At 61.4% G+C, this 20319-nt stretch carries 14 protein-coding genes; 7 read left to right on the top strand and 7 right to left on the bottom strand.

The features are described 5' to 3' along the window. Positions 1-74: 74 nt before the first annotated feature. Positions 75-2450, bottom strand: a complete 2376-nt coding sequence (gene ppsA, locus NE357_RS09065; RefSeq protein WP_102686938.1) for a phosphoenolpyruvate synthase — start codon at positions 2448-2450, stop codon at positions 75-77. A 174-nt stretch (positions 2451-2624) separates the two neighbouring features. Here ppsA and ppsR point away from each other — a divergent pair, with 174 nt between their 5' ends. From ppsR to NE357_RS09050, 3 genes are all read left to right on the top strand, one after another. After that, a complete protein-coding gene (ppsR, locus tag NE357_RS09060; protein ID WP_169429557.1) occupies positions 2625-3443 on the top strand; it encodes a posphoenolpyruvate synthetase regulatory kinase/phosphorylase PpsR in 819 nt (272 codons plus the stop codon). 296 nt (positions 3444-3739) lie between these two features. Further along, on the top strand, positions 3740-5485 hold the full coding sequence (locus tag NE357_RS09055; protein ID WP_169429556.1) for an ABC transporter permease: 1746 nt from the start codon (positions 3740-3742) through the stop codon (positions 5483-5485). A gap of 14 nt (positions 5486-5499) precedes the next feature. After that, entirely contained in the window at positions 5500-6822 is a 1323-nt protein-coding gene (locus NE357_RS09050; protein WP_169429555.1) for an ABC transporter ATP-binding protein, read from the top strand. Positions 6823-6842: 20 nt separating this feature from the next. Here the strand turns inward: NE357_RS09050 and prpD are convergent, their stop codons facing one another. The 6 genes from prpD to NE357_RS09020 all read right to left on the bottom strand — a co-directional run bounded on the left by prpD (position 6843) and on the right by NE357_RS09020 (position 15472). Continuing rightward, positions 6843-8327 (bottom strand): 2-methylcitrate dehydratase, encoded by a 1485-nt coding sequence (gene prpD, locus NE357_RS09045; protein WP_169429554.1) that lies wholly within the window; start codon positions 8325-8327, stop codon positions 6843-6845. Between the two features lie 321 nt (positions 8328-8648). Then, positions 8649-9839 carry a 2-methylaconitate cis-trans isomerase PrpF gene (gene prpF / locus NE357_RS09040; RefSeq protein WP_169429553.1) on the bottom strand — a complete coding sequence of 397 codons (1191 nt, stop codon included), beginning with the start codon at positions 9837-9839 and terminating at the stop codon, positions 8649-8651. A 54-nt stretch (positions 9840-9893) separates the two neighbouring features. Next, on the bottom strand, positions 9894-12488 hold the full coding sequence (gene acnD / locus NE357_RS09035) for a Fe/S-dependent 2-methylisocitrate dehydratase AcnD (RefSeq protein WP_169429552.1): 2595 nt from the start codon (positions 12486-12488) through the stop codon (positions 9894-9896). 203 nt (positions 12489-12691) lie between these two features. Next, positions 12692-13819 carry a bifunctional 2-methylcitrate synthase/citrate synthase gene (prpC, locus tag NE357_RS09030; RefSeq protein WP_169429551.1) on the bottom strand — a complete coding sequence of 376 codons (1128 nt, stop codon included), beginning with the start codon at positions 13817-13819 and terminating at the stop codon, positions 12692-12694. 43 nt (positions 13820-13862) lie between these two features. Beyond that, the gene (gene prpB / locus NE357_RS09025; protein ID WP_007951973.1) at positions 13863-14753 is read right to left on the bottom strand and encodes a methylisocitrate lyase; all 891 of its coding nucleotides are present in this window, start codon (positions 14751-14753) and stop codon (positions 13863-13865) included. Then, a complete protein-coding gene (locus NE357_RS09020) occupies positions 14750-15472 on the bottom strand; it encodes a GntR family transcriptional regulator (RefSeq protein ID WP_169432611.1) in 723 nt (240 codons plus the stop codon). The genes prpB and NE357_RS09020 overlap by 4 nt, the downstream gene beginning before the upstream one ends. 298 nt (positions 15473-15770) lie before the next feature. Here NE357_RS09020 and rloA point away from each other — a divergent pair, with 298 nt between their 5' ends. The 4 genes from rloA (at position 15771) to pabB (ending at position 20286) form a co-directional block, all read left to right on the top strand. Then, the gene (rloA, locus tag NE357_RS09015; protein ID WP_169429550.1) at positions 15771-16307 is read left to right on the top strand and encodes a retropepsin-like aspartic peptidase RloA; all 537 of its coding nucleotides are present in this window, start codon (positions 15771-15773) and stop codon (positions 16305-16307) included. A gap of 5 nt (positions 16308-16312) precedes the next feature. Next, the gene (gene rloB / locus NE357_RS09010) at positions 16313-17848 is read left to right on the top strand and encodes an osmotic stress tolerance membrane protein RloB (RefSeq protein WP_085711890.1); all 1536 of its coding nucleotides are present in this window, start codon (positions 16313-16315) and stop codon (positions 17846-17848) included. Beyond that, positions 17848-18834, top strand: coding sequence for an alpha-L-glutamate ligase-like protein (locus tag NE357_RS09005; RefSeq protein ID WP_169429549.1), 987 nt, complete (start codon positions 17848-17850; stop codon positions 18832-18834). Before rloB ends, NE357_RS09005 begins: the two co-directional genes overlap by 1 nt. Before the next feature lie 108 nt (positions 18835-18942). After that, entirely contained in the window at positions 18943-20286 is a 1344-nt protein-coding gene (pabB, locus tag NE357_RS09000; RefSeq protein WP_169429548.1) for an aminodeoxychorismate synthase component I, read from the top strand. Positions 20287-20319: the final 33 nt, after the last annotated feature.

Here is a 20319-nt window from a genome sequence, read left to right as displayed (position 1 = left end):
GCATCCGGAGAGCTCGCCCTACTTCAATCTTAAAGCCCCGGCCCGGGTCAACGGGCCGGGGCTTCATTCACGGTTTATTCCGCCGCCTGGCCTTCGGCAAGGAAGAACCAGGTTTCCAGCACGGTGTCCGGGTTCAACGATACGCTTTCGATGCCCTGCTCCATCAGCCACTTGGCGAGGTCCGGGTGGTCCGAAGGGCCCTGACCACAGATGCCGATGTACTTGCCGGCCTTGTTGCACGCGGCAATCGCGTTGGCCAGCAGCTTCTTGACTGCCGGATTACGCTCGTCGAACAGGTGCGCGATGATCCCGGAGTCACGGTCCAGGCCCAGTGTCAGCTGGGTCAGGTCGTTGGAACCGATCGAGAAACCGTCGAAGAATTCGAGGAACTCTTCAGCCAGGATCGCGTTGGATGGCAGTTCGCACATCATGATCACGCGCAGGCCGTTGTCGCCGCGCTTCAGGCCGTTTTCGGCCAGCAGATCGACCACCTGGCTGGCTTCGCCCAGCGTACGGACGAACGGCACCATGATTTCGACGTTGGTCAGGCCCATCTCGTTGCGCACGCGTTTCAGCGCACGGCACTCGAGTTCGAAACAGTCACGGAACGATTCGCTGATGTAACGCGAAGCGCCACGGAAGCCCAGCATCGGGTTTTCTTCTTCCGGCTCGTACAGCTTGCCGCCGATCAGGTTGGCGTATTCGTTGGACTTGAAGTCCGACAGACGCACAATGACCTTCTTCGGCGCGAACGCAGCGGCCAGGGTACTGATGCCTTCAACCAGTTTCTCGACATAGAAACCGACCGGATCATCGTAACCGGCGATGCGCTTGTCGACGCTTTCCTTGATGTCCTGAGGCAGGCCGTCGTAGTTCAACAGCGCTTTCGGGTGGACGCCGATCATGCGGTTGATGATGAATTCCAGACGGGCCAGGCCCACACCGGCGTTCGGCAGCTGCGCGAAGTCGAAGGCGCGGTCCGGGTTGCCGACGTTCATCATGATCTTGAACGGCAGCTCCGGCATGGCGTCCACGGAGTTCTTCTTGATGTCGAAGCCCAGTTCGCCTTCGAAGATGTAACCGGTGTCGCCTTCGGCGCAGGACACGGTCACGCCCTGGCCATCCTTCAGCAGCTGGGTGGCGTTGCCGCAACCGACGACAGCCGGAATACCCAGTTCACGGGCGATGATCGCCGCGTGGCAGGTACGGCCGCCACGGTTGGTGACGATGGCGCTGGCGCGCTTCATCACCGGTTCCCAGTCCGGGTCGGTCATGTCGGAGACCAGCACGTCGCCCGGCTGGACCTTGTCCATTTCGGAGACGTCCTTGATGATCCGCACCTTGCCGGCGCCGATGCGCTGACCGATGGCACGGCCTTCCACCAGCACGGTGCCGGTTTCTTTCAGCAGGTAACGTTCCATGACGTTGGCCTGGGTGCGGCTCTTCACGGTTTCCGGACGGGCCTGCACGATGTACAGCTTGCCGTCGTCACCGTCCTTGGCCCATTCGATGTCCATCGGGCAGCCGTAGTGCTTCTCGATGATCATCGCCTGCTTGGCCAGCTCGCTGACTTCGGCGTCGGTCAGGCAGAAACGCGCGCGCTCGGCCTTGTCGACATCAACGGTTTTCACCGAACGACCGGCCTTGGCCTCGTCGCCGTAGATCATCTTGATGGCCTTGCTGCCCAGGTTGCGGCGCAGGATCGCCGGGCGACCGGCCGCAAGCGTGCCCTTGTGGACATAGAATTCATCCGGGTTCACCGCGCCTTGTACGACGGTTTCGCCCAGGCCGTAGGCGCCGGTGATGAACACCACGTCACGGAAACCGGATTCGGTATCGAGGGTGAACATCACGCCGGCAGTGCCGGTTTCCGAACGCACCATGCGCTGCACGCCAGCCGACAGGGCGACCAGTTTGTGGTCGAAGCCCTGGTGCACGCGGTAGGAAATGGCGCGGTCGTTGAACAGGGAAGCGAACACTTCCTTGGCCGCACGGATGACGTTTTCCACGCCACGGATGTTCAGGAAGGTTTCCTGCTGACCGGCGAACGAGGCGTCCGGCAGGTCTTCGGCGGTGGCGGAGGAACGCACGGCCACCGCCACATCGGGATTGCCGGCCGACAGCGCGGCGAACGCGGTGCGGATCTCGGTGTTCAGTTTTTCAGGGAATTCGGCTTCCATGATCCATTGGCGGATCTGGGCGCCGGTCTTGGCCAGCGCGTTGACGTCATCGACGTCCAGGGCGTCGAGAGCCTTGTGGATCTGGTCGTTGAGGCCGCTCAGCTCGAGAAAGTCGCGATAGGCCTGCGCCGTGGTGGCGAAACCGCCGGGGACCGACACACCGGCACCGGCCAGGTTGCTGATCATCTCGCCCAGGGATGCGTTCTTGCCCCCCACATGCTCAACATCGTGTTTGCCGAGCTTATCGAGGGAAACTACGTACTCTACCAAGGTGATCTCTCCACTAACTGTGTTGGAAAAGCTCAGAAACCGGCGGCTCGGGGGAGCATCGGCCGGTTGTATGGCCTGGACCTGGAAAATAAGTGAGAATGCGGGCCGATGGCGGCCGGCAAATCGCGCCTATCATATCCAGAAATACTCATTAGCTTAAGGCCCAAGGTGCAAATGAAACGATCTGCTTTCTTTATCTCCGATGGCACCGGCATTACTGCCGAAACCCTGGGTCAAAGCCTTCTGGCGCAGTTCGAAAACATTACCTTCACCAAGCTCACGCGGCCCTACATCGACAACGCGGACAAAGCGCGGGCCATGGTACAACAAATCAACAAAGCCGCTGAAACCGATGGTTTCCGGCCGATTATCTTCGACACCATCGTCAATCAGGACATCCGTGAGATTCTCGCAACCTCCAATGGTTTCATGATCGACATTTTCTCGACGTTCCTCGCCCCGCTCGAACAGGAACTGACCGAGCACTCTTCCTACACCGTCGGCAAATCCCATTCGATCGGCCACAACTCCAACTACATGGAGCGGATCGAGGCGGTGAACTTCGCCCTCGATAACGACGACGGCGCCCGCACCCACTATTACGACAAGGCCGACCTGATACTAGTGGGCGTGTCGCGTTGTGGTAAGACGCCGACGTGTCTGTACATGGCGATGCAGTTCGGCATCCGCGCGGCCAACTACCCGCTGACCGAAGACGACATGGAACGCCTGCAATTGCCGACCGCCCTGCGCGCCCACCAGCACAAGCTGTTCGGTCTGACCATCGACCCGGACCGCCTTACCGCGATCCGCAATGAGCGCAAGCCCAACAGCCGCTATTCGAGCTACGCCCAGTGCGAATTCGAAGTGCGCGAAGTGGAGAACCTGTTCCGCCGCGAAAACATCCCGCACATCAACTCCACGCATTTTTCCGTGGAAGAGATTTCGGCGAAGATCCTGGTGGAAAAAGGCGTGGAGCGGCGTTTCAAGTAACCCCGACGCGCCCAACCTGTCCGCAGGCTGAATGAAGTATCACAAGCTCGCCTGCGGGCCGTGTTTTTTACGCCTTTGTAACATTCCGAAATATACAATCCGCGCAAGTTGCGTATCCGGCCACAAACCGGATGCGCCAACCCTCTCGGCCCGCTGAATTCAACGGGCCCGCAGCATCCAGCCTCCCCATTGAAGTCAAGGAATGAGCGTCCGTTCATTCCCGGGTGCGCCGTGCAGACTGAAGCTACGTTCAGACTGCCGCGCCTCCATTCAGAGCACTGCAGGAATCACTGCTTATGAATAAGGTGTTCCGTCACTACATACCGGCCTCGACCCGACGTCTGCTGCCCAATCGCTGGGACTTGATCGCCCTGCCGCTGGTGATCGGCTTCCTGCTGTTTTTCTCGATCGGTGCCCGGGAAACCTGGGCCCCGATCGGCACGCTGCAAAGTGAAGTGGTCTCACTCGACCCGAGCCATTTGCCGGAATACGCCATGCGCACCACCCTGCGCATGCTCGCGGCGATGGTGGCGTCACTGGTGTTCACCCTGCTCTACGGCACCTTGGCGGCCAAAAGCCGACGCGCCGAAAAACTCCTGGTGCCGGTGCTGGATATCCTGCAATCGGTGCCGGTGCTGGGTTACATCTCCTTCACCGTGACCTTCTTTCTGTTGCTGTTTCCCGGTCGGGTACTGGGCGCGGAATTCGCCGCGATCTTTGCCATTTTCACCAGCCAGGCCTGGAACATGACGTTCAGCTTCTATCAGTCGCTGCGCATGCTGCCGCGGGATCTGGTGGAGGTCTCGACCAACCTGCAACTGTCCGGCTGGCAGAAATTCTGGAAGCTCGACGTACCCTTTGCGATGCCCGGGCTGGTCTGGAACATGATGATGAGCATGTCCGGCGGATGGTTCTTCGTGGTGGCCTCCGAAGCGATCACCGTCGGTGACCAGACCATCACCCTGCCCGGGATCGGTTCGTTCCTCGCCCTGGCCATCGCGCAAAAAGACATGCACGCCGTGGGTTACGTCATCCTGACGATGATCGTGGTCATCCTGATCTATGACCAGTTTCTGTTCCGCCCGCTGGTGGCCTGGGCCGACAAGTTCCGCATGGAGAACACCGCCTCGCAGACCGCTGCGCCGGAGTCCTGGGTGCTGAATCTGATTCAGCGCACCCGGATGATCCAGCGCATTTTGCGCCCCATCAGTCGCGCCACCAGCCGCCTCGGCAACATGCGCCTGAACCTGCCGCGTTCGGCGCGCAAGGTCATGACTTCGCAAAGCCCCGCCACCACCAAGGCCATCGACTGGATCTGGGGCTCGTTTATCGCGCTGCTGACCGCGTATGCGCTGTACCACATCGTGCTGTATGTCGGCACCGAGGTGACGTTCGCAGAGGTCGGGCATGTGTTGCTGTTGGGGCTGTTCACTCTGTTGCGAGTGGCCGGGTTGATCTTCATCGCCTCGCTGATCTGGGTGCCGCTGGGCGTGATGATCGGTCTGCGCCCGGCATTGGCGGAAAAGATCCAGCCGCTGGCGCAGTTTCTCGCGGCGTTTCCGGCAAACCTGTTGTTCCCGGTATTCGTCATCGTGATCCTGCGCTACCAGTTGAACCCGGACATCTGGCTGAGCCCGCTGATCGTGCTCGGGACGCAGTGGTACATCCTGTTCAACGTGATCGCCGGGGCCAGCGCCTTCCCCAATGACTTCAAGGAAGCCGCCGCCAACTTCCGCATTCGCGGCTGGCTGTGGTGGCGCAAGGTGATGCTGCCGGGGATCTTCCCGTATTACGTGACCGGTGCCATCACCGCCTCGGGCGGCGCATGGAACGCCAGCATCGTCTCCGAATTCGTTTCCTGGGGGCAGGACAAAGTCGTCGCCCACGGCCTCGGCGCCTACATCGCGCAAACCACGGCCGCCGGCGACTTCCCGAAAATCACCCTCGGCGTGGTGGTGATGTCGTTCTTTGTCGTGGCCTTCAATCGCGTGGTCTGGCGACCGATGTACGCCATGGCCGAAAACAAACTTCGCCTGAACTGACGGGATTCGATGTGATGAATACCTATACCGAACACACGGGTGCCACACCCGAAATCTACTCGCTCACCGACGTCAACCGAGTGTTCGGCAAGGGCAAGGACGAGCTGCAGGTGCTCAGCGGGATCAACCTGGCCCTGCACGAAGGCGAAATAGTCGGCATGCTTGGCCGCTCCGGCTCGGGCAAGTCCACCCTGCTGCGGATCATCGCGGGCCTGATCGAGCCCTCGTCCGGGGAAGTGCTGTACAACGGCAAGCCGCTGGACGGCCCGGCCGAAGGCGTGGCCATGGTGTTCCAGACCTTTGCCCTGTTCCCGTGGCTGACGGTGCTGGAAAACGTCGAGGCCGGCCTGCAGGCCTTGCAGGTCGAACGCAAAGAAGCACGCAAGCGAGCGCTGGCGGCCATCGACCTGATCGGCCTGGACGGTTTCGAAAACGCCTACCCTCGCGAACTGTCCGGCGGCATGCGCCAGCGCGTGGGGTTCGCTCGCGGGCTGGTGGTCAACCCGACGCTGCTGTTGATGGACGAACCCTTCTCGGCGCTGGACGTGCTGACCGCCGAAACCTTGAGAAACGATCTGCTGGACCTGTGGAGCGGCAAGCAACTGCCGATCAAATCGATCCTGATCGTGACCCACAACATCGAAGAAGCGGTACTGATGTGCGACCGCATTCTGGTGCTGTCGTCCAACCCGGGGCGGCTGGTGGCGGAAATCAAGGTGCCCTTCGCCCATCCGCGCAATCGCCTGGATCCGGTGTTCCGGCAAATGGTCGATGACATCTACGCGCAGATGACCGACCGCCGCAGCGCCGACGCTGGCACCGGCAAACCCGAACTGAAGATCAGCAGCCCGCTGCAGGAAGTATCCACCAACCTGATGGCAGGCCTGATCGAAACCCTGGCGGCCGAACCCTACAACGGTCACGCCGGCCTGCCCACCGTGGCCGAACGTCGCTTGCTGGAAGTGGACGACCTGTTTCCGGTGGCCGAAATGCTCGAATACCTGGGCTTCGCCGAACTCAAAGGCGCGGATATCACCCTGACCGAGGCCGGGAAACTGTTCGCCGACTACAGCACCCAGGCACGCAAGACCCTGTTTGCCGAACATCTGATCCGCTACATACCGCTGGCCGCGCGGATCCGTCAGGTATTGCTGGAGCGCAACGGCCACCGGGCGCCACGGGTGCGTTTCGAGCAGGAACTGGAAGATTCGCTGACCGAGGCCTTCGTCGAGAAAAACCTGGAAATCGTGATTGCCTGGGGTCGCTACGCCGAGATTTTCTCCTACGACGACAACACGGAGACCTTCAGCCTGGAAGATGTCGAGGGCAGCCTGTAGCCCTCGACAATCCCGGCGATTCAGATCACGAACAAGTCGACAAAGCGGTTCACCGGCGTCGCCTCTAGCCGCACCTGATCCTTGCACAGCGCAAGGATCTCGGCGCCGCGCTGGCCGGTAAAACGCGTGGCCAGGTTCGCCCTGAACTTGTCCTCCAGCAACGGAATGCCCTCGGCCCTGCGCCGACGGTGACCGATCGGGTACTCCACCACCACATTTTCGGTGCTGGAACCGTCCTTGAAAAACACCTGCACCGCATTGGCAATCGAGCGTTTGTCGGGCTCGAGATATTCGCGGGTGAAACGCGGATCTTCGACGATGACCATTTTTTCGCGCAGCACATCGATGATTGGATGGGCCCTGTGGAAATCGTCCTCGTACTGCTCGGCCACCAGATTGCCGAACGCCAGCGGCACGGCGGTCATGTACTGGATGCAGTGATCGCGGTCGGCGGCATTGGCCAGCGGCCCGACCTTGGAAATGATGCGGATCGCCGATTCGTGGGTGGTGATGACGATCCGGTCGATCTCATGCAGACGATTGCGCACCTGCGGATGCAGTGTCACGGCGGCTTCGCAGGCAGTTTGCGCGTGGAATTCGGCGGGGAAGCTGATCTTGAACAGCACGTTTTCCATCACGTAACTGCCGAACGGCCGCGAGAAGCTGAAGGCGCGCTTGCCTTCGGGCTTGAGTGCCAGATCGTTGTTGGTGTGGCTGAACAGCACGTCGTAGAAACCCCACTGCTTTGCCGTCAGTACACCGGGAATTCCCATTTCACCGCGCAGGGCGATGTCGGCAAGGCGCACGCCCCGGCTCGAGGCATCCCCCGCCGCCCAGGACTTTCGCGATCCGGCATTTGGCGCATGCCGGTAAGTGCGCAACGCCTGACCATCGGCAAACGCATGGGACAACGCCGACAACAACTGCTCGCGATTGGCGCCCATCAGTTTGGCGACGACGGCTGTCGAAGCCACTTTCACCAGAATCACATGGTCGAGGCCTACGCGGTTGAAGGAGTTTTCCAGGGCGATCACGCCCTGAATCTCGTGGGCCATGATCATCGCTTCGAGCACATCGCGCACGGTCAACGGCGCTTCGCCATTGGCCAGACGCTTTTGTGCCAAGTGATCGGCCACCGCGAGAATCCCGCCGAGGTTGTCCGATGGATGCCCCCATTCGGCGGCGAGCCAGGTGTCGTTGTAATCGAGCCAGCGTACGATGCAGCCGATGTCCCACGCGGCCTTTACCGGATCCAGGCGATAGGAAGTGCCCGGCACTCGGGCGCCGAACGGCACGACGGTGCCTTCTACGATGGGGCCCAGGTGCTTGGTGCATTCGGGAAAACGCAGGGCCAGCAGTCCGCAGCCCAGCGTGTCCATCAGGCAGTTGCGGGCGGTGTCGAGGGCTTCGGCGGATTCGATTTTGCAGGTGAGGACGTAATCGGCGATGTCCTGCAGGACATCGTCGTAGTCGGGGCGGTTGTTCAGGTCGACGTTGGCGCTCATTGCGGTTCTCCTGGGTGGGGAATGATGAGTGGTGGGGTCTTCCTCAGGGGCTTGGCTGGTTTGTTGAATGCAGGTCTGGGTTGCCTGCTCATTGTGTGTTTCTTCAGTTAGTAAAGCCCCTCACCCTAGCCCTCTCCCGCAGGGAGAGGGGACCGAATGGGGGATGTTCAAAAGCTACGCCGACCTGAAAGTGCTTTGCCGAATCCATAATCGCCACGCTTTTTCAGGTCGATGTATCCCGCAAGACACCTCGGTCAGCCCCCTCTCCCTCCGGGCGGTCCGACGTTTCGGGAGGGCTGGGGTGAGGGTAGGCTTTTGATCTTAAAAAGAGTCGCCTGGTACGCGAACGAAACCTTCCATCAGGACGCGGGCACTACGGCTCATAATCGCTTTCTTCACAACCCATTCGCCGTTTTCAAGGCTGGCCTCAGCCCCCACGCGCAACGTCCCGGACGGATGCCCGAACCGCACGGCATTACGCTCAACACCACCAGCCGCCAGATTCACCAACGTGCCAGAGATAGCCGCCGCCGTACCAATCGCCACCGCCGCCGTGCCCATCATCGCGTGGTGCAACTTGCCCATCGACAACGCCCGCACCAGCAAATCCACATCACCGGCCGCAATCGCCTTGCCACTGGATGCCACGTAATCCGCAGGTTTGGCGACAAACGCAATCTTAGGCGTGTGCTGCCGCTTGGCCGCTTCATCCAGATTGGAAATCAGCCCCATGCGCAAAGCACCGTAGGCACGAATCGTCTCGAACATCTGCAACGCTTTCGGATCGCTGTTGATCGCGCTCTGCAGTTCGGTGCCGGTGTAACCGATGTCTTCAGCGTTGACGAAGATCGTCGGGATACCCGCGTTGATCATGGTCGCCTTGAACGTGCCGACGCCCGGCACTTCCAGCTCGTCGATCAGGTTGCCGGTGGGGAACATCGAGCCACCGCCGCCCTCTTCTTCCGCTGCCGGGTCCATGAACTCGACCTGGACTTCGGCGGCCGGAAAAGTCACGCCGTCGAGTTCGAAATCACCGGTTTCCTGCACTTCGCCGTTAGTGATCGGCACATGGGCAATGATGGTCTTGCCGATGTTGGCCTGCCACACGCGAACCACCGCCACGCCGTTGTGCGGAATGCGGCTGGCGTCCACCAGGCCGTTGCTGATGGCGAACGAGCCGACCGCCGCCGACAGGTTGCCGCAGTTGCCGCTCCAGTCCACGAACGGCTTGTCGATGGACACCTGACCGAACAGGTAATCGACGTCGTGATCGGCCTTGATGCTTTTCGACAGGATCACGGTTTTGCTGGTGCTCGACGTGGCACCGCCCATGCCGTCGATCTGCTTGTCGTACGGGTCGGGGCTGCCGATGACCCGCAGCAACAGCGCATCACGGGTCGGACCGGGAATCTGCGCGGCTTCGGGCAGGTCCTTGAGGCTGAAAAACACGCCTTTGCTGGTGCCGCCGCGCATGTAGGTGGCGGGAATTCTTATTTGCGGTGCGTGAGCCATGGTGCTCCTTATCAGCAAACGCGGGTCAACCGACCCGCGTTCGCACTACGTGATTTAAACGGCAACCGCCGACTCTTCGAGGAAGTCCTGGGCGAAGCGTTGCAACACGCCACCGGCCTCGTAGATCGACACTTCTTCGGCAGTGTCGAGGCGGCAGGTCACCGGCACCTCGACGCGTTCGCCGTTCTTGCGATGGATCACCAGCGTCAGGTCGGCGCGCGGGGTGCGCTCGCCGATCACGTCGTAGGTTTCGCTGCCGTCGATGCCCAATGTCTTGCGGTCGGTGCCCGGTTTGAATTCGAGCGGCAACACGCCCATGCCCACCAGGTTGGTGCGGTGAATGCGTTCGAAACCTTCGGCGGCGATCGCTTCCACACCCGCCAGACGCACGCCTTTGGCCGCCCAGTCCCGGGACGAGCCCTGGCCGTAGTCGGCGCCGGCGATGATGATCAGCGGCTGCTTGCGTTCCATGTAGGTTTCGATGGCTTCCCACATGCGCATCACTTTGCCTTCCGGCTCGACACGGGCCAGCGAGCCCTGCTTGACCTTGCCGTTTTCCACGACCATTTCGTTGAACAGTTTCGGGTTGGCGAAGGTCGCGCGCTGCGCCGTCAGGTGGTCGCCTCGATGGGTCGCGTAAGAGTTGAAGTCCTCTTCCGGCAGGCCCATTTTCGCCAGGTATTCGCCGGCGGCGCTGTCGAGCATGATCGCGTTCGACGGCGACAGGTGATCGGTGGTGATGTTGTCCGGCAGCACCGCCAGCGGGCGCATGCCCTTGAGCGGACGCGCCCCGGCCAGCGCGCCTTCCCAGTACGGCGGACGGCGGATGTAGGTGCTCATCTCGCGCCAGTCGTACAGCGGCGCGACTTTCGGGCCGGTGTCTTCATGAATGGCGAACATCGGGATGTAGACCTGACGGAACTGCTCGGGCTTGACCGAGGATTTCACTACGGCGTCGATTTCTTCGTCGCTCGGCCAGATGTCTTTCAGGCGAATTTCCTTGCCGTCGACCACGCCCAGCACATCTTTTTCGATGTCGAAACGAATGGTGCCGGCAATCGCGTAGGCCACCACCAGCGGCGGCGAAGCGAGGAATGCCTGCTTGGCGTACGGGTGAATCCGACCGTCGAAGTTGCGGTTGCCGGACAGCACAGCGGTGGCGTACAGGTCGCGGTCGATGATTTCTTGCTGAATCACCGGATCCAGCGCGCCGGACATGCCGTTGCAAGTGGTGCAGGCGAAGGCGACGACGCCGAAACCGAGCTGTTCCAGCTCCGTGGTCAACCCTGCTTCATCGAGGTACAGCGCCACGGTTTTCGAGCCCGGCGCCAGCGACGACTTGACCCAAGGCTTACGCGTCAGCCCGAGCTTGTTGGCGTTGCGCGCCAGCAGGCCGGCGGCGATCACGTTGCGCGGGTTGCTGGTGTTGGTGCAACTGGTGATGGCGGCGATGATCACCGCGCCGTCAGGCATTTGCCCCGGGACGTCTTCCCACTGGCCGGCGATGCCTTTGGCCGCCAGATCCGACACCGCCACGCGGGCGTGCGGGTTGCTCGGGCCGGCCATGTTGCGCACCACCGAGGACAGATCGAAGGTCAGGCCGCGCTCGTATTGCGCGCCTTTCAGGCTGTCGGCCCACAGACCGATCTGTTTGGCGTATTGCTCGACGAGCTGAACTTGCTGGTCTTCGCGACCGGTGAGTTTCAGGTAATCGATGGTCTGCTGGTCGATGTAGAACATCGCCGCCGTGGCGCCGTATTCCGGGGCCATGTTGGAGATGGTCGCGCGGTCGCCGAGGGTCAGCGCGGAGGCGCCTTCGCCGAAGAACTCCAGCCACGCACCGACCACTTTCTGTTTGCGCAGGTACTCGGTCAGCGCCAGCACCATGTCGGTGGCGGTGATGCCCGGTTGCAGCTTGCCGGTCAGTTCGACGCCGACGCTTTCCGGCAGACGCATCCACGACGCGCGGCCGAGCATCACGCTCTCGGCTTCAAGCCCACCGACACCAATGGCGATCACGCCCAGCGCATCGACGTGCGGGGTGTGGCTGTCGGTGCCGACGCAGGTATCCGGGAACGCCACGCCGTCGCGCACCTGGATCACCGGAGACATTTTCTCCAGGTTGATCTGGTGCATGATGCCGTTGCCCGGCGGAATCACGTCGACGTTCTTGAACGCCTTCTTGGTCCAGTTGATGAAGTGGAAACGGTCTTCGTTGCGACGGTCTTCGATGGCGCGGTTCTTCTCGAACGCCTGCTTGTCAAAACCGCCCGCCTCGACCGCCAGCGAGTGGTCGACGATCAGTTGGGTCGGCACTACCGGGTTGACCTGCGCCGGGTCGCCGCCCTGCCGGGCAATCGCGTCACGCAGGCCGGCCAGATCCACCAGCGCGGTCTGGCCGAGAATGTCGTGGCACACCACGCGGGCCGGGAACCACGGGAAGTCGAGGTCGCGTTTGCGCTCGATCAGTTGTTTCAGGGAATCGGTGAGCGTCGCCGGGTCGCAGCGACGCACGAGGTTTTCCGCCAGCACGCGAGAGGTGTACGGCAGGGTGTCGTAGCTGCCGGGCTGGATCGCATCGACCGCCGCGCGGACGTCGAAATAATCCAGCGGCGTGCCGGGCAGGTTCTTGCGAAATTCTGTGTTCATCGGTCAGGACTCGATCACGGTGATAACAAGAGGTGAGCGCTACCTCGGTATTGAAATCAACTCGGTCAACTGTGGGAGCGGGCTTGCTCGCGAATGCGGCGTGTCAGTCGACATATCATTGACTGACACGCCGCATTCGCGAGCAAGCCCGCTCCCACATTGGTTCCCGGTTTATCCAGTCAACAACGCGGCAGCGCCACCATTCAGCGACGTTCGATGGGCACGAACTTGCGCTGTTCGACGCCGGTGTACTCGGCGCTTGGACGGATGATGCGGTTGTTGGCGCGCTGTTCGAACACGTGCGCCGCCCAGCCGGTCAGGCGCGAGCAGACGAAGATCGGGGTGAACAGCTTGGTCGGGATGCCCATGAAGTGGTACGCCGAGGCATGGTAGAAGTCGGCGTTGGGGAACAGTTTCTTTTGCTCCCACATGGTTTTGTCGATGGCTTCCGAGACCGCGAACAAGACCTTGTCGCCCACTTCGTCGGCGAGTTTTTTCGACCAGCCCTTGATCACCTCGTTGCGCGGATCGCTGTCCTTATAGATCGCGTGGCCGAAGCCCATGATCTTGTCCTTGCGCTCGAGCATGCCGAGGGTGCCCTTGATCGCCTCTTCCGGCGACGAGAAGCGCTCGATCATTTCCATCGCCGCTTCGTTGGCGCCGCCGTGCAGCGGGCCGCGCAGCGAGCCGATGGCCGCCGTGACGCAGGAATACAGATCGGACAGGGTCGAAGCGCACACCCGAGCGGTGAAGGTCGAAGCATTGAATTCGTGTTCGGCGTAGAGGATCAGCGACACGTTCATGACTTTGACATGCAGTTCGCTTGGCTTCTTGTCGTGCAGCAGGTGCAGGAAGTGGCCGCCGATGGACTGCTCGTCCGTCACGCAATTGATGCGTTTGCCGTCGTGGCTGAAGCGATACCAGTAGCACATGATCGCCGGGAACGCGGCCAGCAGGCGGTCGGTCTTGTCGCGTTGCTCGGAGAAGTCCTTCTCCGGCTCGATGTTGCCCAGGAACGAGCAACCGGTGCGCATCACGTCCATCGGGTGGGCGTCGGCGGGGATGCGTTCCAGCACTTCTTTCAGCGCTTGCGGCAGGTCGCGCAGCTTGCTCAGTTTTGCTTGATAGTCGGCGAGCTGTGCCTGGGTCGGCAGCTCTCCGTAGAGCAGCAGGTAGGCCACTTCTTCAAATTGTGCGTCTGCCGCCAGTTCGCGCACGTCGTAGCCGCGATAGGTCAGCCCGGCACCGGCCTGGCCCACGGTCGACAGTGCGGTTTGCCCGGCGACCTGGCCCCGGAGCCCGGCGCCACTGAGTACTTTTGCTTCGGCCATTGTTGTCTCCAATCTTGAATTTGTTAGGGAGTACGGTTGCGGCTTACTTCTTCGCCGCAAACAACGCGTCGAGCTTCTGCTCGAAGGTGTGGTAATCGATGCGATCGTAGAGCTCCATGCGAGTCTGCATGGTGTCGATGACATTCTGCTGAGTGCCGTCGCGGCGGATCGCGGTGTAGACGTTTTCTGCAGCCTTGTTCATCGCGCGGAACGCCGACAGCGGGTACAGCACCAGCGACACATCCGCGCCAGCCAGTTGCTCGGTGGTGTACAGCGGCGTCGAGCCGAACTCGGTGATGTTGGCCAGGATCGGCGCTTTCACGCGGCTGGCGAACAGCTTGTACATCTCAAGTTCAGTGATGGCTTCCGGGAAAATCATGTCGGCGCCGGCCTCGATGCATGCGGCGGCGCGATCCAGTGCCGATTCCAGGCCTTCAACGGCCAGCGCGTCGGTGCGCGCCATGATCACGAAACTGTCGTCGGTACGGGCATCGACGGCGGCTTTGATACGGTCGACCATTTCCTGCTGGGTCACGATCTCTTTGTTCGGACGGTGGCCGCAGCGCTTGGCGCCAACCTGGTCTTCGATGTGAATCGCTGCCGCGCCGAACTTGATCATCGATTTGACGGTGCGGGCCACGTTGAACGCCGAGGCGCCGAAACCGGTGTCCACATCCACCAACAGCGGCAGGTCGCAGACGTCGGTGATGCGGCGCACGTCGGTCAGCACGTCATCCAGGCCGGTGATGCCCAGGTCCGGCACGCCGAGGGAGCCGGCAGCCACCCCGCCACCTGACAGGTAGATCGCCTTGAAACCGGCGCGCTTGGCCAGCAACGCGTGGTTGGCGTTGATCGCCCCGACCACTTGCAGCGGATGTTCGCTGGCGACCGCATCGCGGAAACGCTGGCCTGGAGTGCTCTTGTTGGAACTCATGACTCACCTCGTTCAGTGGCTGTCTTATTGTCGGCGCCGTCCTGGTAGTGACGGGCGATGTTGCGTTTCGAGGCGCCGATGTGACGGCGCATCAACAATTCCGCGAGCTCGCCGTCACGGTCGGCGATGGCATCGAGAATCCGGTGGTGTTCGGCAAAGGCCTGGCGCGGGCGGTTGGGCGTGGTGGAAAACTGGATGCGGTACATGCGCACCAGTTGATACAGCTCGCCGCAGAGCATCTGGGTCAGGGTGCGGTTGCCGCTGCCCTGGATGATCCGGTAGTGAAAGTCGAAATCGCCTTCCTGCTGGTAGTAGCCGACGCCGGCCTGAAATGCCGCATCGCGCTCATGGGTTTCCAGCACCCGGCGCAGTTCGTCGATTTCTTCGACACTCATGCGTTCGGCCGCCAGACGGCAGGCCATGCCTTCGAGGGATTCGCGGATTTCGTAAAGTTCGAGCAGTTCGGCGTGGCTCAACGACACTACCCGTGCACCGACGTGCGGCACGCGCACCAACAGGCGCTGGCCTTCCAGACGATGAATCGCCTCGCGCAGCGGCCCGCGGCTGATGCCGTAGGTGCGCGCCAGCTCCGGCTCGGAGATCTTGCTGCCCGGAGCGATCTCGCCTTTGACGATGGCGGCCTGGATACGCCGGAAGACGTTTTCGGACAGGGTTTCCGAATCGTCGCCGCTGATAACGGGGGGATCGAGTTGATCCAGCATATTGTCGACACCTTTAAATCCAATGCGGCAAAAACTAGCGAATCAGCCCATCCCAGTCAAAGGATAAATGGATATTGTCGACAATCGTCTAATAACCCTCAGGATCAACCCCAAGGGTTATAGACCCGCTCGGGCGCTGGCGCCATAAAACCACCGTGCTAGAATGCCGCCCGCATTTGCCAGTCACTTGCACGGCTTGTCATAAAAAGCTGATAGGCACACGAAGGCGCGCGCAGACAGGATCTCCTGATGCCGTGGCCCTGAACCGAGAACGGACCGCTGCTCACCAGGATTTATGAGACTCAAGCCCTTCCCCACCTTTTTCTATCTGTTTTGCCTGCCCAGCCTGGCTGTGGCGGGGGAAAAGACTGTGTACGGCCTCAACGAATACGCTGCCCTCGACGGGATCAACCTGGAAGTGGCGGCGAAACTCGACACCGGGGCGAAAACCGCTTCCCTGAGTGCCCGCGACATCAAACGCTTCAAGCGCAACGGCGAGTCCTGGGTGCGTTTCTACCTGGCCATCGACGCCGCGCATTCGCACCCGATCGAACGGCCGCTGGCCCGGGTCAGTAAGATCAAGCGCCGCGCCGGCGACTACGATCCGGAAGAAGGCAAGAAGTACACCGCGCGCCCGGTGATCGAGCTGGATATCTGTATGGGTTCAGCAATGCGCAGCATCGAAGTGAACCTGACCGACCGCAGTGCGTTCCAATACCCGCTTTTGATCGGCTCCGAGGCGCTGAAACGCTTCGATGCGCTGGTCGATCCCAGTCTTAAATACGCTGCCGGCAAACCCGCCTGCGCCATCGCCGCTCATACCGCCGAGTAATTTCCATGCGTTCTCTAACCTTCCACCTGAAAATCCTGATCACCATCCTGGTGCTTTTGGGCGTTTCGGTTACGGCCTATCAGATTTTCGTGCTTGGCATCCCGGTGACCGAAGACGCCACCGACGACTTGTGGAACATCGACGCCAAGGTCGAGTTCGTCGCCAGCACCAAGGATCCGGTCAAGATCCAGATGTTCGTGCCGCCCCTGAGCCGCGATTACGTCAGCCTCAATGAAAGCTTCATCTCCAACAATTACGGCGTGGCGGTCAACCGTGTCGACGGCAACCGCAAGGTCACCTGGTCGGCACGCCGGGCCAAGGGCAACCAGACCCTGTATTACCGCCTGGTACTGACCAAGCGCTACACCGCCGAGAAAACCAAGGTCAAAGGCCCGACCTTCCGCGACAGCATGGCCATCGAAGGCCCGGAAAAAATTGCCGCCGAAGCCCTGCTCGCGCCGATCCGCCAGCACTCGGCCGACGTCGAGACCTTCATTGGCGAAGCGATCAAACGTGTCAACAATACCAACGACGACAACGTGAAACTGCTGCTGGCTGGCGACCCATCGACGGCCCACAAGGCAAAAATCGTTGAGCTGCTGCTGTCCATCGCCCACGTTCCTGTCGAGAAAGTCCACACCATTCGCCTCGTCGCCGATCAGCCACAAACCCCTGAACTGTGGCTGCGCAGCTTCAACGGCAACGACTGGCTGTACTTCAATCCGGAAACCGGCGAACAAGGTCTGCCGACCGACCGCCTGCTATGGTGGACCGGCGACGAAAACCTGATCACCGTCGACGGCGCGAAGAAGGCCAACGTGACCTTCAGCCTGAACAACAGCGAGATGAACGCGATTCGTCTGGCCAAGCTGACCGACGAAAACACCGACGCCAACTTCCTCGAATACTCGCTGTACGGCCTGCCGCTGCAAACCCAGCAGACGTTCATGATCATGGTGATGATCCCGATCGGCGTGCTGGTGATCCTGATTCTGCGCAACCTGGTCGGCCTGCAGACCCTTGGCACGTTCACTCCGGTGCTGATCGCCCTGGCCTTCCGCGAGACGCAGCTGGGCTTCGGCATACTGCTGTTTACCGTGATCACGGCGCTTGGGCTGTCACTGCGTTCGTACCTGGAACACTTGAAACTGCAAATGCTGCCCCGCCTGTCGGTGGTGTTGACCTTCGTGGTGGTGCTGATCGCGGCGATCAGCCTGTTCAGCCACAAGCTCGGTCTGGAACGCGGCCTGTCGGTGGCGCTGTTCCCGATGGTGATTCTGACCATGACCATCGAACGCCTGTCGATCACCTGGGAAGAACGCGGCGCCAGCCACGCTCTGAAAGTGGCGATCGGCACGCTGTTCGCAGCGTCCCTGGCCCACCTGATCATGACCGTTCCGGAGCTGGTGTACTTCGTGTTCACCTTCCCGGCGATCCTGCTGATCCTGGTGGGCTTCATGCTGGCCATGGGTCGCTATCGCGGTTATCGCCTGACCGAACTGGTGCGCTTCAAGGCCTTCCTGAAGAAGGCTGACGCCTGATGTTCGGTTTCTGGAAGACCTGGAAGGCCCTGGAAGCCCGGGGCATCATGGGCATCAATCGGCGTAACGCGGACTACGTGCTCAAGTACAACAAGCGCAGCCTGTACCCGATCGTCGATGACAAGATCATCACCAAGGAACGCGCGATCAAGGCCGGTATTCATGTGCCGGAACTGTACGGCGTGATTTCCACAGAGAAGGAAATCGACAACCTCGACGAGATCATCGGCGGGCGCAACGACTTCGTGATCAAGCCGGCCCAGGGCGCCGGTGGTGACGGCATCATCGTCATCGCCGACCGTTTCGAAGGTCGCTATCGCACCGTATCGGGCAAGATCCTCACCCACGAGGAGCTGGAGCACCATATCTCCAGCATCCTGACCGGCCTGTATTCACTCGGTGGTCACCGCGACCGGGCACTGATCGAATATCGGGTGACCCCGGACCAGATCTTCAAGAGCATCAGCTACGAAGGCGTGCCGGACATCCGCATCATCGTGCTGATGGGCTACCCGGTGATGGCCATGCTGCGCCTGCCGACCCGTCAGTCCGGTGGCAAGGCCAACCTGCACCAGGGCGCCATCGGCGTCGGTGTCGATCTGGCCACTGGCCTGACATTGCGTGGCACCTGGCTGAACAACATCATCGCCAAACACCCGGACACCACCAACGCGGTGGACGGCGTGCAACTGCCCTACTGGGACGGTTTCATGAAGCTTGCCGCCGGTTGCTATGAACTGTGTGGCCTGGGTTACATCGGCGTGGACATGGTGCTGGATCAGGAAAAGGGCCCGCTGATTCTCGAACTCAATGCGCGACCGGGGCTGAATATCCAGATTGCCAATGACTGCGGCCTGACTGCACGTACCCATGCGGTGGAAGCGCATCTGGAGGATCTCAAGACACGTGGCGTGACAGAGTCGGCTGAAGAGCGGGTGGCGTTTGCTCAGGCGTTGTTTGGGCATATTCCGGCGGTCGAGGGCTAAGTCGCACTACCTGCCACCAATCTGCCAATCCCCGACATCCCCTCTAGGAGCAATTCCCGGAGGGGACTACAATCCCCACCCCGCCTCGATGGCCGATCTGCCCCGCCCATGTTGACCTGTTCCGTACACCCGCTGCCCTACCGCGCCAACCCCGCCGACTATTTTGCGGCCGTCCGCCATGCGCCCGGCGCCGTGCTGCTCGACAGCGGCCGGCCGAGTGCCGACCGTGGCCGTTATGACCTGCTCAGTGCCTGGCCGCTGGAACAGCTGGCGGTATTGCCGGACGAGCGCGGCGACGATTTCCTGCAACGTCTGCGGGACAATCTGACCCGGCTGGGCGAAGCACAATTGCCCGACGGGTACGAATTGCCCTTCGCCGGCGGCCTGATCGGCTACCTGAGCTACGACTTCGGTCGGCATCTGGAAAACCTGCCGAGCCAGGCCCGGGATGACCTGCAATTGCCCGATGCGCGTTTTGGTCTGTACGACTGGGCACTGATCAGCGATCACCAATCGGCCACCAGCCAACTGGTGTTTCACCCCTCGGTCAGCGCCAGCGAAAAACAACGGCTGATCACTGTGTTCAGCCAACCAGTGAACACCGAACCGGCCCCGTTCAAGCTGAACAGCCCGATGGCGGCTGATCTTTCGGCCGACGAATACCGTCAGGCGCTCGAACGCATTCATCAATACATCCAGGCCGGCGACTGCTATCAGGTCAACTTCGCCCAGCGTTTCCGCGCACCCTGCGAAGGCGACCCATGGCTGGCCTACTGCAAATTGCGTGAGGCCTGCCCGACGCCGTTTTCCGGATTCCAGAGCCTTCCTGACGGCAATGCAGTGCTGAGCCTCTCCCCCGAGCGCTTCGTCAAAGTCAGCCAGCGCCAGGTGGAAACCCGTCCGATCAAAGGCACTCGCCCCCGTGGCGCGACCCCGGCCGAAGACGCAGCCAACGCCGCCGAGCTGCTGGCCAGTCCCAAGGATCGCGCGGAAAACCTGATGATCGTCGACCTGCTGCGCAACGATCTCGGCCGCACTTGCCGCATCGGCTCGGTGCGAGTGCCGGAGTTGTTCAGCCTGGAAAGCTATCCGAACGTGCATCATCTGGTCAGCAGCGTGACCGGTGAACTGGCGGAAGATCGCGACGCCCTGGACCTGATCGCCGGCAGCTTCCCCGGCGGCTCGATCACCGGCGCACCGAAGATCCGCGCGATGCAGATCATCGACGAACTGGAACCGACCCGCCGTGGTTTGTATTGCGGTTCGTTGCTGTATCTGGATGTTCGCGGCGAGATGGACAGCTCCATCGCCATTCGCAGTCTGCTGGTGAAGGATGGACAAGTGTGCTGCTGGGGCGGCGGCGGGATCGTCGCCGACTCGGACTGGGAAGCGGAGTATCAGGAGTCGATTACCAAGGTCAGGGTTCTGCTCGAAACCTTGCAGAACCTCTGACGTGTGTGGCGAGGGCATTTGCGCCCTCGTCAC

The sequence above is a fragment of the Pseudomonas sp. G7(2022) genome (assembly GCF_052660475.1).
Note: the sequence above shows the minus strand (reverse complement) of the source record. Positions and strands in the feature narration are given on the sequence as shown.

What these genes read in the sequence shown, in the direction of transcription:
- ppsR (WP_169429557.1), top strand. Translation starts at nt 2,625, where the DNA reads ATGAAACGATCTGCTTTCTTTATCTCCGATGGCACCGGCATTACTGCC.
- NE357_RS09055 (WP_169429556.1), top strand. Translation starts at nt 3,740, where the DNA reads ATGAATAAGGTGTTCCGTCACTACATACCGGCCTCGACCCGACGTCTG.
- NE357_RS09050 (WP_169429555.1), top strand. Translation starts at nt 5,500, where the DNA reads ATGAATACCTATACCGAACACACGGGTGCCACACCCGAAATCTACTCG.
- prpD (WP_169429554.1), bottom strand. Translation starts at nt 8,327, where the DNA reads ATGAGCGCCAACGTCGACCTGAACAACCGCCCCGACTACGACGATGTC.
- prpF (WP_169429553.1), bottom strand. Translation starts at nt 9,839, where the DNA reads ATGGCTCACGCACCGCAAATAAGAATTCCCGCCACCTACATGCGCGGC.
- acnD (WP_169429552.1), bottom strand. Translation starts at nt 12,488, where the DNA reads ATGAACACAGAATTTCGCAAGAACCTGCCCGGCACGCCGCTGGATTAT.
- prpC (WP_169429551.1), bottom strand. Translation starts at nt 13,819, where the DNA reads ATGGCCGAAGCAAAAGTACTCAGTGGCGCCGGGCTCCGGGGCCAGGTC.
- prpB (WP_007951973.1), bottom strand. Translation starts at nt 14,753, where the DNA reads ATGAGTTCCAACAAGAGCACTCCAGGCCAGCGTTTCCGCGATGCGGTC.
- rloA (WP_169429550.1), top strand. Translation starts at nt 15,771, where the DNA reads ATGAGACTCAAGCCCTTCCCCACCTTTTTCTATCTGTTTTGCCTGCCC.
- rloB (WP_085711890.1), top strand. Translation starts at nt 16,313, where the DNA reads ATGCGTTCTCTAACCTTCCACCTGAAAATCCTGATCACCATCCTGGTG.
- NE357_RS09005 (WP_169429549.1), top strand. Translation starts at nt 17,848, where the DNA reads ATGTTCGGTTTCTGGAAGACCTGGAAGGCCCTGGAAGCCCGGGGCATC.
- pabB (WP_169429548.1), top strand. Translation starts at nt 18,943, where the DNA reads ATGTTGACCTGTTCCGTACACCCGCTGCCCTACCGCGCCAACCCCGCC.